The 15,872-nt window shown below is 49.3% G+C and carries 11 protein-coding genes; 2 read left to right on the top strand and 9 right to left on the bottom strand.

Going from position 1 to position 15,872, the window contains the following annotated elements; translation table 11 throughout:
* Window positions 1–168: 168 nt before the first annotated feature.
* Window positions 169–1,740 carry a bifunctional phosphoribosylaminoimidazolecarboxamide formyltransferase/IMP cyclohydrolase gene (purH, locus tag MA2_RS08140; RefSeq protein WP_067058719.1) on the top strand — a complete coding sequence of 524 codons (1,572 nt, stop codon included), beginning with the start codon at window positions 169–171 and terminating at the stop codon, window positions 1,738–1,740.
* Between the two features lie 143 nt (window positions 1,741–1,883).
* Here the strand turns inward: purH and gdhA are convergent, their stop codons facing one another.
* From gdhA to MA2_RS08095, 9 genes are all read right to left on the bottom strand, one after another.
* On the bottom strand, window positions 1,884–3,215 hold the full coding sequence (gdhA, locus tag MA2_RS08135; RefSeq protein WP_067058717.1) for an NADP-specific glutamate dehydrogenase: 1,332 nt from the start codon (window positions 3,213–3,215) through the stop codon (window positions 1,884–1,886).
* Between the two features lie 391 nt (window positions 3,216–3,606).
* Window positions 3,607–4,680, bottom strand: a complete 1,074-nt coding sequence (locus MA2_RS08130) for a DUF805 domain-containing protein (RefSeq protein ID WP_158080608.1) — start codon at window positions 4,678–4,680, stop codon at window positions 3,607–3,609.
* A 227-nt stretch (window positions 4,681–4,907) separates the two neighbouring features.
* Window positions 4,908–5,594, bottom strand: a complete 687-nt coding sequence (gene lipB / locus MA2_RS08125; protein WP_067058748.1) for a lipoyl(octanoyl) transferase LipB — start codon at window positions 5,592–5,594, stop codon at window positions 4,908–4,910.
* 151 nt (window positions 5,595–5,745) lie between these two features.
* Complete coding sequence (locus MA2_RS08120) at window positions 5,746–7,614, bottom strand: extracellular solute-binding protein (protein WP_067058714.1); 1,869 nt, start codon at window positions 7,612–7,614, stop codon at window positions 5,746–5,748.
* Between the two features lie 37 nt (window positions 7,615–7,651).
* Window positions 7,652–8,761, bottom strand: a complete 1,110-nt coding sequence (gene serC, locus MA2_RS08115; protein WP_067058712.1) for a 3-phosphoserine/phosphohydroxythreonine transaminase — start codon at window positions 8,759–8,761, stop codon at window positions 7,652–7,654.
* A gap of 182 nt (window positions 8,762–8,943) precedes the next feature.
* Window positions 8,944–9,789 carry a hypothetical protein gene (locus MA2_RS08110; RefSeq protein WP_079352203.1) on the bottom strand — a complete coding sequence of 282 codons (846 nt, stop codon included), beginning with the start codon at window positions 9,787–9,789 and terminating at the stop codon, window positions 8,944–8,946.
* A 19-nt stretch (window positions 9,790–9,808) separates the two neighbouring features.
* On the bottom strand, window positions 9,809–10,930 hold the full coding sequence (aroC, locus tag MA2_RS08105) for a chorismate synthase (RefSeq protein ID WP_067058708.1): 1,122 nt from the start codon (window positions 10,928–10,930) through the stop codon (window positions 9,809–9,811).
* Between the two features lie 188 nt (window positions 10,931–11,118).
* The gene (prmB, locus tag MA2_RS08100; protein WP_245945373.1) at window positions 11,119–12,177 is read right to left on the bottom strand and encodes a 50S ribosomal protein L3 N(5)-glutamine methyltransferase; all 1,059 of its coding nucleotides are present in this window, start codon (window positions 12,175–12,177) and stop codon (window positions 11,119–11,121) included.
* A 461-nt stretch (window positions 12,178–12,638) separates the two neighbouring features.
* Complete coding sequence (locus MA2_RS08095) at window positions 12,639–12,869, bottom strand: hypothetical protein (protein WP_067058704.1); 231 nt, start codon at window positions 12,867–12,869, stop codon at window positions 12,639–12,641.
* A gap of 543 nt (window positions 12,870–13,412) precedes the next feature.
* Between MA2_RS08095 and alaS the strand changes: the two genes are divergently transcribed.
* A partial coding sequence (gene alaS / locus MA2_RS08090; protein ID WP_067058702.1) for an alanine--tRNA ligase occupies window positions 13,413–15,872 on the top strand: 2,460 nt, incomplete at its 3' end.

Raw genomic sequence — 15,872 nt, 5'->3', positions numbered from 1 at the left:
GTCGTCAAGCGTTTTTGGTGTGCAATATGCTACAATAACGCAAATTTTGGCGTTTTGCTGATCGGGTAAGTGTTTTTCATGTTGCCAATATATCGCCGAACCCAAAAACCATCGCATTAAAAAACGGTTTAGCCAAAAATCATTCACCAAACAACCAAGGGGGATATCATGAGCCAACCGCACGCGCTGTTGTCGGTATCGGATAAAACGGGCATTGTTGAGCTGGCGCAAGGGCTGGTCACACAAGGCTACGCGCTGCTCTCAACGGGCGGTACTTACAAACTACTGGCACAACATCACGTGCCTGTAACCGAAGTTGCCGATTACACAGGCTTTGCCGAGATGATGGACGGGCGCGTTAAGACTTTACACCCGAAGATTCACGGCGGCATTTTGGGTCGGCGCGGTGTGGATGATGACGTAATGGCGCAGCATGGGATCGCACGTATTGATTTGGTCGTTGTCAATCTGTACCCATTTGCCCAAACTGTGGCGCGTCCCGATGTCAGCAAAGCCGATGCGATTGAAAACATCGACATCGGTGGTCCAAGCATGGTACGCGCTGCCGCCAAAAACCACGCGCATGTTGGTATCGTCACCAACCCTGCCGATTATGACACGGTGTTGGCAGAAATCCGCGAGCACGGACAACTAAGCGATGCAACACGTTTTGATTTGGCGGTTAAAGCTTTTGAACATACCGCGCAATATGACGGTATGATTGCCAACTTTTTGGGCAACCGTTTACAAGGTTTTGATGCGCCGACCACTTACCCACGCACGCTCAATTTGCAATTCAACAAACAGCAAGACCTGCGCTACGGCGAAAATCCACACCAAACCGCAGCGTTCTATATCGAAGCCAATACCGCGCCTGAAGCCAGCATCTCAACCGCGCGCCAACTACAAGGCAAAGAACTGTCTTATAATAACATCGCCGATACAGATGCCGCGCTTGAATGCGTCAAGTGCTTTGATGCACCTGCTTGCGTGATTGTCAAACACGCCAATCCTTGCGGTGTTGCGGTGGATAGCAATTTGACCGCCGCGTACCAAAAAGCCTTCGCTACTGATCCCGAATCTGCGTTTGGCGGTATCATCGCATTTAACCGTGAACTTGACATCGCGACCGCCAAAGCCATCATCGACCAGCAGTTTGTTGAAGTCATCATCGCGCCAAGCGTGGCAGATGGCGTGCTCGACATCACTGCAAGCAAGAAAAACGTGCGCGTGTTGGTCTGCGGCGCGCTGCCTACACCTCATGCCCGCCATGAACAGCTGGACTACAAACGCGTGACAGGCGGTTTATTGGTGCAAGTGCAAGACTTGGGACGCGTGGATTTGGCTGACCTAAACGTTGTCACCCAAGTGCAGCCTACCGCTGAACAACTGGCGGATTTGCTGTTCACATGGCAAGTGGCAAAATACGTCAAATCCAATGCTATCGTGTATGCCAAAGATGGACGCACGATTGGTATCGGCGCAGGACAAATGAGCCGCGTGAATTCGGCACGCATTGCCGCCATTAAAGCGAAACACGCAGGCTTGTCACCAGTCGGTGCGGTGATGGCATCGGATGCATTTTTCCCATTCCGCGATGGCATCGACAACGCCGCCGCCGTGGGTATCAAGGCGATTATCCAACCAGGTGGCTCTATGCGCGATGATGAAACCATCGCCGCCGCTGATGAGCACGGTATCGCCATGGTATTTACAGGTATGCGCCATTTCCGTCATTAATTTTAATACCTTTGATCAATCAAAAGCCTTGTAGAAATTCAAGGCTTTTTTCGTACAATTATTTATTTTGCCATGAAAAAACGGCTACCCTAAAAGTAGCCGTTTTTTTGTTTGTTTACGTTTGTAGATGGTCTACGAGCGCATTACAACGTACCGTAATTTACCATAGCATTGGCAACGATGGTGAAGCCTGCCACGTTAGCGCCTTTTTTGTAATCGATGAAGCCATCGTCTTGCTTGCCATACTGCACGCACGTGTCATGAATATTGGTCATGATTTGCTTAAGCTGTTGGTCTAGCGTTTCAAAGGTATGATACTGGCGCAGCGAGTTTTGTGACATCTCAAGCCCTGATACCGCGACCCCACCTGCATTGGCTGCTTTACCAGGGGCATAGCGCACTTGATTGTCTTGGAATACGTTGATGGCATCCATGTCGCTTGGCATATTCGCGCCTTCAGCCACGTATTTGACACCATTTTTAACTAGATTTTTCGCGTCGTCGCCGTTGATTTCATTTTGCGTTGCACAAGGCAAGGCGATATCGGCAGCAATGTGCCATGGGCGTTGTCCGTCCAACCATTCACCGCCAAATTTTGCGGTAAAGTCACTGAGTGGTTTGCGGTCAAGTTTTTGCAGTTTGACCCATTCAAGCTGCTCTTGAGTTAGGCCGTCTTTGATGTGTAGCGTGCCTTTTGAATCCGATAAAGTCAAGACCACACCGCCCAATTCAATGACTTTTTCTGCCGCGTATTGCGCCACGTTGCCTGAGCCTGAAATCAGCACTTTTTTGCCTTGCATACTGTCGTTGTTGGCTTCTAGCATACGTTCTAAAAAGTATACCAAACCAAAGCCTGTCGCCTCAGTGCGGATCAAGCTACCGCCGTGTCCCACGCCTTTACCTGTCAATACGCCTGTAAATTCACGCGTCATGTTTTTGTACATGGCAAACATGTAATTGACTTCGCGTCCGCCGACACCAATGTCGCCAGCTGGCACGTCCACGTCTGCGCCGATATGATGCCCCAGTTCACGCATAAAAGCATAGCAAAAACGGCGGATCTCTGCGTCAGATTTGCCTTTAGGGTCAAAGTCTGAACCACCTTTACCGCCGCCCATGGGCAGGCCTGTCAAGGCGTTTTTAAAGATTTGCTCAAAGCCCAAGAATTTTAATACCGATACGCTCACGCTTGGGTGAAAACGCAAGCCGCCTTTGTATGGGCCAATGGCATTGTTAAATTGCACGCGCCAACCGCGATTGACTTGCACATTGCCTTGGTCATCTTCCCAGTTGATGCGGAATTGAAAAATACGGTCAGGCTCGGTCATGCGCTCAAGCAATGACAACGCTTGGTAAGTGGCGTTTTCGTCATATACAGGCGCGACGTCCAACAAAAACTCTTCGACCGCCTGTACGAATTCAGGCTCATTGGCATAACGTTGTTGTAACGTTGCAAGTACAGATTGGCTATCCATCCGTTTGTTCCTTTTGACTGGTTAATCATCACGCTTGCAGGGTTGGTTGGCACTCGGGTTTTGCTAACGATGTTGTATTAACAATGTTTTGCTAACAGGGTTTAACTAACTGGCTGCCTTTTCATCATAGCGATTTGTCGGCAAAAGTCAAAATATTTTTTTTGGCAAGCCAATAACCAAAGCTTTTTGTCAGCCAAAAACTACTTAATTTGTCAGTTAAAACGTACAAAAATTGTCAGCCAAAAGCTAATTTTTTGGTAGGTAAATCGCTTTTTTGCTGTGAAATTTTGGCTGACAAAAGGTATAGTGTTTGTAATTATTATTTTATTTCATCTGACAATAACGATGATAAACCAGCAAAATACCCCAATAAAAATCATCGTTATACCACTCAACGCTTTTGCCCAGGCTCACTAAATACAGGCGTTTCAGAGGTGCGTACAAAATCGGCATAAGACATGCTGTTTTGCGCGTCATTGGGCTTGGGCGCTGTACTCGGTGTTTGCGTCGGCGGATGCATCAAGCGCGGCTCTTGAATCGCAGGTGCAGGGTCATTTGCGGCACGCACTTGCGACATGCTCGCTGATGCCGCGGTTTGCGTGTTATCTTGTAAGTTGTTTTGAATGCTGTCTTGCATAGGGTTTTGTGTTGGTGGCGGTGCAAGGTCTGCCTCGATAGGTGTAGGTACTGATGCTACAGCTTGCGCGGCATTGTTCGCCAGTTGATCGCCTGTGATGACGATGGTTTGGGTGTTTAAATGCTCATCAGCAGGTGCTAAGGCCGCTTCTGCTGTTGGCGCGTTTTTATTGTCAGCAGGTGGCGTGGGTGTTGAATCAGTGTGCGCGACAGCGGTTTCTGCCACTGTGTTTTGCGCTACTGTATTTTGCGCTACAATGTCATTGATGACTTGCTGCTGAAAAATCGCCCCCAATATGCCTTGCGCTAACACCAAAGTAACCATTGCCGCCGCTGCAATCTGCATACCCAAACTTGGCGGTGCAGGTGGTAGGCCATAGCGGTTTTCACCTCGCGTGCCTGGCAGGACAAGCAAAACCAACACCAACAACATATTTAACACGGGCACAAACAGCAAAAACGCCAACCATTTATTTTGGTTGATATCCTGCAGACGGCGCATGTTATAGACAATCGTCAATGCCGCTGCCAACAAAGCCGCCACCGCGCACAGTATCCACGTCAGGCTAGTGATACCTAACGCCCAAATCAGCACAGACCACACCACCCCGACACCAAAGCTGATCGCAAACGCTGCCAAAATATAATGCACGCGCCCAATGCGCCCATCAAGTGCCCAAAATCGGCTTGACGCGTACCCACGTACCGCCAAACTTGCTTGGGTATCAATCAGCGTTTGGCTAGATTGGGTCAGGCTTGGATCTGCCGCTGGTTTGGTTCGTGGTGCAGTTGCCGCCGTGATCTTTTTAGAAGGTAGTCGAAGTGCCATAGCATACCCAGTGTCAACAAGCATTTTTTGTGCGCCATCACACAGATGATTGGCAAAATTTTGCGATGAGCGCCACCTAATAGACAATCAGCGGTGGCTTAATCAATACTCAATTATTTTGCAAATTTTGTGCCAATCTTACTGGATGATAGATTTTTGTAAAAAATATTTCTCGTTTGCGTTGGGTATTTTAGCGTATTTTGAAGTTTAAACAAACTCAATGCTAATTACTGATAGCAAATGTGGCGACGCTGCACCTGTGTGATAAAATCCTGTGCGACTTGCTCAAGGTTTGTTGGGGCAAAATCCACCACACGCAGCATAGTCATGCCTGCATAGCCGCATGGGTTGATAAGGTTAAACGGCGTTAAATCATTACTGACATTCAGCCCAATACCGTGATAACTAAAACCGTGCTTGATTTTAAAGCCCAGCGAGGCGATTTTGCCCAGTTCGTGCCCATCGGTATGATACACGTACACGCCTGGCGCATCGGCACGCGGTTTGGCGTAATAGTCGGGCGCAAGGTACGGCGTGACGGTATCGACCAACACCTGTTCGGCAATATCAACCAAATCTCGCACCTTCCAGCCAAGGCGGTTTAGGTCAAACAAAAAGTAACCGACCAGCTGCCCACGCCCATGCCATGTCACCTGTCCGCCGCGATCGGTACGGATAATCGGCGTGTCACTGTGCTGTAAAATGTGCTCTTCTTTGCCCCCTTGCCCAAGCGTGTACACGTCGTTGTGCTCAACGATCCACAATTCATCGGGTGTGAGTTGTCCGTCGGCTTTGGCAGCGATACGCGCTAGGGTGCGTGCAAGCATCGCGTCATGGGTAGTTTGGTAATCGGCAGCGGTGAGATATTTGATGGTTAAAGCAACGGTATTTTGGGTAGATTGTGTGGTTGTCATGGTATCAGCGTTGATGATCTTGAATAAACATTGTGCTAGATACAAAATTTTAACCGATTTATCCGTCTGTTAAAACCTTTGCTTGGTGATTGAGCAATAAGGCGCACAATATACGGTTTTTTGTCCTTGTCACACAACTTACCGACAACAATCAACGCGCCAAATATTGCTGCACGGTGGTTTGTTTGGCTTGATCAACCCACCAATAATCCAGCGAAACACCATTGCTTGGCAACGCTGCGTGTTGATATTGCTGCCAATACGCCAAGTTATCTGCGCGTTTGCCATACATGGGCACAATGTAGTAACCTGCGCGTAGCAGACGATCAAGCACGTGGGTATATAGCACAATATCATCACGGTTATCGGCGCGAATAAGCTTGTCAATCACCGCATCGATTGCAGGGTTTTTGATGCCTGCTGTGTTTTGGTTGCCGATTTCATCTGCCGCTTGGCTGCCCCACATATACACCTGCTCGGCACCAGGTGATAAACTTTGCCCAAAAACATCCACAATCAAATCATAATCAAACTTGCGCTTACGCTCAAGATACTGCGGCATATCAACTTGGCGCAAGGTGGTGGTAAAGCCAAGCCGCTCAAGGTTACGCAAAAATGGCAAAATCACTCGTGCGTTTTTTTCATCCGCGCTTAAAAACTCAACCTGTGCAGGCTGCCCATTGGGTTGGTATAAGTGCATATCGCGATAAAAAAAGCCTGCATCTAGCAGCAACTGACGCGCTTTGAGTAGATTGGCGCGGTTAAAGCCACCACCGTCTGATACAGGCGCGCGCCAATCGGCAAGCACGGCTTGACGATATATCGGGTCAAAACTTGCCAGCCAAGGCTGCAACACCGCAAGCTCTGCCGCGCTCGGGGTGCCTGTGGCTGCAAGCTCGGAGTGATGAAAATAGCTTTGTAGGCGTTCGTATTGCCCATAAAACATGGTTTTATTGAGCCATTCAAAATCATACGCCAAGGTCAGCGCCTCACGCACGCGGATATCAGCAAACAGCGGACGGCGCAAGTTCATGACGATGCCTTGCATCGGCACAGGGTTGTAATTTTCAGCGGCTTCTTTGATCACCAAGCCTGCCTTGACAGCAGGAAAGTCATAGCCCGTTGCCCATGTTCGCGCCTTGTTTTCGGTGCGAAACTGGTATTGCCCTGCCTTAAAACCCTCAAACGCAACTTCAGGATTTTGGTAATACACAAACTTAATGGTGTCAAAGTTGTAACGCCCGACATTTGCCATCACGCCTGCTTCAGGTTTTGCGCCCCAATAGTTTGGGTCGCGTACATAGGTCACACTGCGCCCAGGCTCGATTTTACCCAAGCGATACGCACCGCTACCCATCAGCGGCGTTAAACTCACCTTGTCAAAACTGGCATCAATCGACGCTTTTTGCCAAATCGGCATTTGCCCAACCAACACCCCGATTTCACGGTTGTCTTTGGTTTTAAAATAAAACTTAACGGTTTTGTCATCAATCACTTGTATATGATCAATATCCGCCAAATAGCTACGCATTGCCATGATACCGCGCTGACTGACCGCCTCAAGACTGGCTTTGACATCCTGCGCGGTGACGGGTGAGCCATCCCAAAACTTGGCGTGCGGATTGATGTGGTAAATAATCCAGCTGGCATCATCGGGGTCATAGGTGATTTTATCAGCAAGCTGTGGGTACATGACAAACGCTTCAAACAACGAACTTGTCATCAACGTATCGTACAAATAATCCGTACCTGCCGCAGGCGTGCCAACATCAATCCATTTTTGCATGCTGTCAAACGTACCAATCGCCGCTTGGGTCAGCACACCGCCTTTGGGCGCGTTTGGGTTGGCATATGGCAAATGCGCGGCATGGCTAAAATCAGCTTGGCTGTTGTGTGCCAGTGCCATGACGGTGATGGGGGTGGCTTGCACAGATTTGGCAGACAATGGCGCGTATAACGCTGCCACGCCTATCAATCCCAATACGCTGAGACCCACGACCTGTCTAGCAAACTTTGGCATGGCAACAAACGACCAATGTTAGCGAAGTTAGCAACCGCTATTTGCTGTGCTGCTGGGCAAATTGTGCCATAAACTCAACCAGTCGCTGCACGGTTGGCAAGTCGATGGCATTGTAAATACTGGCGCGCATACCGCCGACTGTGCGATGACCTTTGAGGTTTAAAAAGCCTGCCGCATCTGCCGCTTGCAAAAATGCTTTATCAAGCTCAGAATCGGCAAGGGTAAATGGAATATTCATGATCGAGCGATTGTCTTTGTCCACGCCATTGTGATAAAAGTCACTGCTGTCGATGAAGTCATACAACGTCCGCGCTTTTTGTAGGTTCTGCTGATAAATCACCTCAACACCACCTTGCTCAAGCAACCAATCAAACACCAGCCCTGCCAAATACCATGCAAACGTTGGTGGTGTGTTGAGCATAGAATTATTTGCCGCTTGCTGCTTATAATTCACCACTGATGGACAAACCGCATGCGCACGTCCTAGCAAATCCTCACGCACGATGACCAACGTCAAACCCGATGGCCCGATGTTTTTTTGTGCACCTGCATAAATCACGCCAAAGCGGCTGACATCGATCGGCTCAGACAAAATACATGATGACATATCAGCGACCAGTGGCACATCACTTGGTACATCTGGCACGCCATACAGCGCGACACCGTTGATGGTTTCGTTCGGGCAATAGTGAAAATAACTGGCATTGTCCGACAGCTGCCACTCGGCACGATCGGGCACACGCGTGTAGCCGTTGGCCTTGCCTGAGGCGACAACGTTGATGTTACCAAGCCCTGCTGCGGCATAACGCTGGGCTTCTTTGAGGGCTTTTGCTGACCAAATACCCGTATCCAGATAGTCTGCTTGACCATGCAACAAATTCAATGGCACGGCCGAAAACTGCATGCTGCCGCCACCTTGCAAGAACAGCACACGATAATTTTCAGGAATCCCCATCAGCTGACGCAGGCTTGCTTCGGCGTGACGCGCAATTTCAATGAACGCGCCGCTACGGTGGCTCATCTCCATCACCGACATTCCCGACCCGTGCCAGTTGGACAGCTCGGCTTGCGCGCGCGCGATGACGGCATTTGGCATACTGGCAGGCCCTGCACAAAAATTGGCAACGCGTTGGTCAAAGGTTGGCATGGTAATTCCCCATATTGGCTAAGATACATAAAGCTAAAGCATAGCAGACTTGTGGCGCAAATTCCATGCTTATGCCCGACTAAGCCATGCCAAAAGATTGGCTAAATTGGTTTGACGATTGCTTAACAGCCTATTAATTAGCTGATTTTAAACGCTTATTTTCATACATGCGTTTTTACCATTTACTGGGCTGTCTCGTTTAATGTGTTCCACAACGCGCGCTTGGCATCGGTGCTTTGTAGCATCTGACTCAGCTGCGGCAAACGCTCGATCGGCTCATGCGCAAAACACGGTGGCAAGGCAGTCAGTGCACCCAAACGCGGCGTACGCATCAGCAAAGATTGACAAAATCCGTTAAAACATGCGATTGCGTTGCGCTGCGATAACATCCGCGTCACGTACGATGGCGGAAAATCACCAAAGTTATCTATCAACGGAAACGTGTATAAGTGCGACTGGCTATGCAAGCCTGTGGCAATTTTGCCCCACAGCTCGGCTTGGCGGCTGTCTTGGCATAAAATGGCATCATCGGCAACAATACACCAGCCCTGATAAGCGATGATTCGTAGATTAAAACGCAGAACAGCTTGCTTAGGTTGGGCTAAACTTGACGCAGGCGCGGATAACGCCGCTGCTGCCAAAACAGGCTTATCAGCAGGAACAGACGATGCGTGCGGCAAAGAATTTGGCACACCGTTTGGCACAACCGACGGCAACGCAAAATCAGGCGCGTTGGGCGTTGCCAAAGCAATTAGCGCGTCATTGGCTGGTGCAGCGGGCGGCGTATTATTCAGCGCGTTACTGACTGGCGCATCACCGACCGCGCTGGATTGAGCCATCAGCGGTGGATTTGGCTCGGCAAAATGTCCTGCCAAATCAACCGCTACCACATCAGCCTGCTGCGCCACCCAACCGCCAATGCCGCCGCCAACCCCCATCTGCGCCAACAGCATTTGCTGCCACACGCGATAGATCTGGTTAGTGTCATTATTGGGCGGTTCTGCCACCAAAGCTTTTAATACTCCCACGATGTCTGCCTACGTCCGTTTACTCAGCAACAATACTGCCTGCAATCGGCGCAAGAGGCGGCGTGATATCGGCGTTTTGCCCACGTTGGCGCAAATAATGGTCAAGCAGCACGATCGCCAACATTGACTCAGCAATTGGTGTGGCGCGCACGCCTACGCACGGGTCATGGCGACCTTTGGTCAGCATATCAACCGCTTGTCCGTGCACATCAATGCTGCGCCCTGCATTGGTGATACTGGCGGTTGGTTTAAGCGCGATCTGCACGCGAATGGTTTGCCCCGATGATATACCGCCCAAAATGCCGCCTGCATGATTGGCACGAAAACCTTGTGGGGTCAGCTCATCGCGCGATGAATGCCCAAACTGCTCGGCAACTGCCATGCCATCGCCAATTTCCACACCTTTGACAGCGTTAATACCCATCATGGCATGGGCAATATCTGCATCCAAGCGATCAAACACAGGCTCGCCCAAGCCAACGGGCACGCCTGTGGCAAGCACGGTGATTTTTGCGCCCACACTGGTGCCTTGACGGCGACATTCATCAATCAACGCCTCAAATTCGGGCACAGCATTGGGATCGGCACAAAAAAACGCGTTGCTATTGACAAATGCCCAATCAATCTGGCTTTCATCCATTGATGCTGCTACCACGCCACCAATTTGGCTGACATAGCCGCGCACCTCAATACCCAAGCGTTCGCGCAAATATTTTTTGGCAATCGCGCCTGCTGCCACGCGCATGGCAGTTTCTCGCGCCGATGATCGCCCACCGCCGCGGTAGTCTCGCGTGCCGTACTTCATCGTATACGTATAATCGGCGTGGTTGGGGCGAAATGTGTCTTTAATCGCGCTGTAATCTTTGGATTTTTGGTCAGTGTTGCGGATGATCAGCCCAATCGGCGTGCCTGTGGTTTTGCCCTCAAACACGCCTGAGACAATCTCAACCTCATCCGCTTCTTTGCGCTGTGTTGTATAGCGTGACGTACCAGGTTTGCGGCGGTCAAGTTCGTGTTGTAAATCGGCTTCGGTCAGTGCTAAATCGGGTGGCACGCCATCGACAATCGCCAGCAATGCTGCGCCATGTGATTCGCCACAGGTTGTCACGCGAAATAATTGTCCAATGCTGTTACCTGCCATGTACCCCTCTCCTACTTATTTTTGAACCACGGACAACCCAAAAGCTCATCTTTAATATAGATAAAAATGCCGTCAGGTTCAAAACACAACGGCATGAGATTTTGCTTTTTGTTTGGCTAGGTTTCTAGGTTTCTAGGTTTCTAGGTTTCTAGGTTTGTAAATTATTCCCAAGCACTAAAAACTAAAAATTAGCCGTTTAGATCCTGCACAAACTCAGCAAACAACTCACGATATTCAACAAGCTCTTCACGGTCAATCGCAAACACACCATGCCCGCCGTGAGCAAAAGTCAGCCAATCAAACTGAATATCAGGATACGCTTGGCGCAACGCCCATTCACTATCGCCGACCTCGCAGACCAATAAACCATCGCGGCTTAAGTAGTCGGGCGCGTGGTACAAAATTTGGTGCACCAAATCCAAACCATCTTGCCCTGCTGCCAGCGCGTGGTCTGGCTCATGTAAAAACTCGGGCGGTAAGTCTGCCATCGTTGCGGCATCAACATATGGCGGATTACTGATGATCAAATCGTACTGCTGCTCAGCAGGGATTTTAGCAAACAAATTTGACTCAATCAGCTGCACTTGGTGTGCAATGTCATGATGCTCAACGTTTACCGCCGCCACCGCTAACGCATCTTTATCAATGTCGCTTGCGTCAATCATAGCATCGGGAAAACGGCTTGCCAGCGCAATAGCGATACAGCCTGACCCCGTGCACAAATCCAACATACGCTCAGGCTGCGCCAAATGCTTATCATACAGCCCGTGCTCAAAAAATTCTGTGCCGCTATCGTGTGCCAAATCCGTATGCACACGCTCGCCTGCCAGCCGCTCAACCAATTCGTTGCTTTCAAAGTACGGATAAAACTCTTGTCGAATCAGCTCTGCCATGGGTGAGCGCGGAATCAACACACGCTCATCGACATAAAACGGCAAATCACAAAAGTATGCCAAATTAATCAAGTAACTCAATGGCTTACGCTCAACGATACGACGTTGGAGCAAGGTTAAAATCTCTGCCTTTTCGCCATCGGTCAAACGACAATCCAAAATCTGCTCATCGGCTGACCAATCCAACGACAGCGTTTGTAGCACAATCGCGGCAGCCTCAGCAAACACATCATTGGTACCTTGCGCCACCACCACGTCGTGCGCGCGCAGCTGACTGACACAAAAACGGATAAAATCACGAATCGTGCGTAGCTGTACTTGCGCCTCGGCAAACGCCTGCTGCATCGCCGCCATTTGCTCATCTTCGGCGTATTCGACGCTAAAATCAGCGGGTAAGTTGATCTGCGTATTTGGTTGGCTGGTCATCGTACAAATATCCTGTGGTTATGATAGCGGCGGTTTTGCTAGGTCATGGTTAGCCTTTGATATTTGGCTTTTCATGATATTTAGCTTTTCATCGAGCGAGCAAGGATCAGGCAAAAAAGTGGCGCACTCGGCTGCGGCTCACATATTTAGCAAACAAACGTTTATTAAAATCAATGGGCGTCAAATCAGATAAATTAGGCAGATTATAATACAAACCGCTTTTGAAAACATCCTTGTTATGGTTTTTGGTCGCGGTTTTTGTTGTTGTTGCAGTTTTTGTTGTTATGGTTGATTACATGGCGTCATCAAAAAACTTGCCCAATGAAACAGATAGCAAGCACCAGCTAGTATGGCGCTTGCCTTTTTTAGTAAATCTAGCAAAAACGGCTTTAGATTTGCCCAGAAGGCGCGGTTTTAGACGCTTCTAACCGTTGCCATTTGGCATCCACACGCTTGGTGATGATATAGCTAATCGGCAATGACGCCGCCAAGCCCACTAAAACCATCCCCACCACATGGGCAACCGCATCAAACCCAAGTACCAATGCAGCGGTGAGCAACACACCCATCACCACAGTTGCTGCAATGCCAAATACAAAACCAAATAGCGGCCAGTTCATAGCTTATCTCCTATGTTTATTGCCACGGCTGTTTAAGCCATCCGTTTTGAACCACGCTGTTTTAACCATGCTTAATGATGGTTGATTGAAAAATGATGGTTGATTGAAAATCAGTTACTGTCAGTGCCCACCACATTATCTGCATCGCGCTTACTTTACTCAATTTATATGACAGATAATGTGTTAAATTAATCTTAAAACCATACTGGCTTTATTGATTTATTTAACTACGTTATACGCTAATTCCATACCGATAGCAAGGATTATTTTTAATTGATAGTGTCCACAAAATTCTTGCTAGCCGACGACAGTTTTATGCTAAAATTATTAATCGTGCCGCGCTTTAGCTAAGCCATATACCACAGACGATCCTAACAGGACAGTAAGCCAGCAAAATCGACCTATTGATTCTCTTGTATCAGCCAGTTTTTAGCCTCGAACTAGCCAGTTTTTGTTTAATTTTTATTAAGTTGTAACACATCACCTGCATTGTTGGTCAGATTTGGGCAAAATTTGGCACAACACAGGCAACAGGGAGCACCCATGAGTCAGCCGTTTAGTTCCGCCCAAATTCGTCAAGCCTATATTGATTTTTTTGTTGAGCATGGGCACACGCATGTCGCGTCATCAAGTTTGGTGCCACACAATGACCCAACGCTGCTATTTACCAATGCAGGTATGAACCAGTTTAAAGATGTGTTTTTGGGGCTTGAAAAACGCGACTATACACGCGCGGTGACGGCGCAAAAATGCGTGCGGGCAGGTGGTAAACACAACGATTTGGACAACGTTGGCTACACGGCACGCCACCACACGTTTTTTGAGATGTTGGGCAATTTTTCGTTTGGTGATTATTTTAAAGCGCAAGCTATTCCGTTTGCGTGGGAGTTTTTGACGTCGCCTAAGTGGCTGAATTTGCCCGAAGATAAGCTATATGTCACGATTTATCATACCGATGATGAGGCGTTTGATATTTGGCATAACGTGGTTGGGCTTGCGCCTGAACGCATTATCCGCATTGGTGATAACAAAGGTGCACCATTTGCATCCGATAACTTTTGGATGATGGGCGACACAGGGCCTTGTGGGCCTTGTACCGAGGTTTTTTATGACCACGGCGAGCACATTTGGGGTGGCTTACCAGGTACACCTGAAGAGGACGGCGATCGTTTTATTGAGATTTGGAACGTCGTCTTTATGCAGTACAACCGCCAAAAAGACGGCACAATGCAGCCGCTACCGCGTCCAAGTGTCGATACGGGCATGGGGCTTGAGCGTATCAGCGCGATTTTGCAAGGCGTGCACAGCAATTATGAGATTGACATTTTTGTGCATTTGATGAACGCAGCGGCACAAATTTTAGGCATTGCCAACGAGGAGCAAGCATCGTTAAAGGTGATTGCCGACCATATTCGTGCCGTGGCGTTTTTGATTGCTGATGGCGTGATGCCAAGCAATGAGGGACGTGGCTACGTGTTGCGGCGCATTATTCGCCGTGCGGTACGCCATGGTAATAAACTGGGTGCACAGGACGCGTTTTTTTATCAGATGCTGCCTGCGCTGATCGAGGTGATGGGCGACGCTTATCCTGAGCTGCGCGAACGCCGCGAGCATATCAGCCAAACGATTTTAAAAGAAGAACAGCAGTTTGCCAAAACCTTGTCGCAAGGCTTGCGTTTGCTTGAGCAGGCGTTAGATGGGCTTGGTGAGGGGGCGACGCTTGCAGGCGAGACGGTGTTTAAACTGTATGATACCTACGGCTTTCCTGCGGATTTGACCGCTGATATTGTGCGTGAAAAAGGCATTGGGATTGATGAAGCAGGTTTTGACTCCCACATGCAAGAGCAACGCAACCGCGCGCGTGATGCTGGCAAATTTGCTATGGATTATAGTCAGCTGATCCAAGTGGACAGCGCGACTGAGTTTTTGGGCTATGACACCAACAGCGACGAGGATACAATCAGCCAGTTGTATCACGATGGCAAAGCCACCGAACGCCTAAACGAAGGCGAAGAAGGCGTGATTGTGCTGACCAAAACGCCATTTTATGCCGAAGGTGGTGGGCAAGCAGGTGAATTGGGCGACATTACTACCGCGTCGGGCGTGTTTGCCGTGCAGGATACCAAAAAATCGGGGCAAGCCATCATCCATCACGGTGTGGTCAAGATGGGACATATTGATGTCAACCAGCCCAGCCACGCTGCTGTAGCCACCCAACTTCGGGCTGCCAGTGCCAAAAACCACTCAGCAACCCACCTGCTGCACGCGGCACTGCGCCAGTATTTGGGCGATGATGTGACCCAAAAAGGCTCATTGGTCAATAGCGAGTTGTTGCGTTTTGATTTTTCGTATGACAAACCGTTGAGCGCGCAAGACTTGATGACGATTGAAAACATGGTCAATCAGCAAATCCTTGCCAATCAGCCAGCCAAGGTTGAGCTTTTGACGATGGATGAAGCCAAAGCCAAAGGCGCGATGGCATTGTTTGGTGAAAAATACGGCGATACCGTGCGTGTGCTGAGCATGGGTACGACCGACAGCGAGGGGCGACCTTTTTCGATTGAACTGTGCGGTGGTTTGCATGTGCAGCGCACGGGCGATATCGGCTTATTTAAAATCATCAGCGAGCAAGGCATTGCAGCAGGCGTGCGCCGTATCGAGGCGATGACAGGTATGGGCGCGGTCAAGTACGTCCAACAAGGTGAACAGCAGCTGTCCGAGCTTGCCAGCCAGCTAAAAGCCAAACGCCCCGAAATCGCCGAGCGTGTCAGCCAACTTGCCGATAAAACACGTGATTTGGAAAAACAGCTAGAACGCTTACAACAAAAATTGGCAAGCGCGCAAGCCAAAACCTTGCTAGATGATGTACAAACGCTCAACGGTCACACCGTGTTGGTGGCGCAAGTCAGTGACATGGACGGTAGGGCATTGCGTACGTTGTCCGATGATGTCAAATCACGCCTTCCCCATGCCGTTATCGTGCTATCAAGTGTGCACGATGAT

The sequence above is a fragment of the Moraxella atlantae NBRC 14588 genome, from assembly GCF_001591265.1.
GTDB classification, from domain to species: domain Bacteria; phylum Pseudomonadota; class Gammaproteobacteria; order Pseudomonadales; family Moraxellaceae; genus Faucicola; species Faucicola atlantae.
This window is presented reverse-complemented; position numbering and strand designations above follow the sequence as displayed.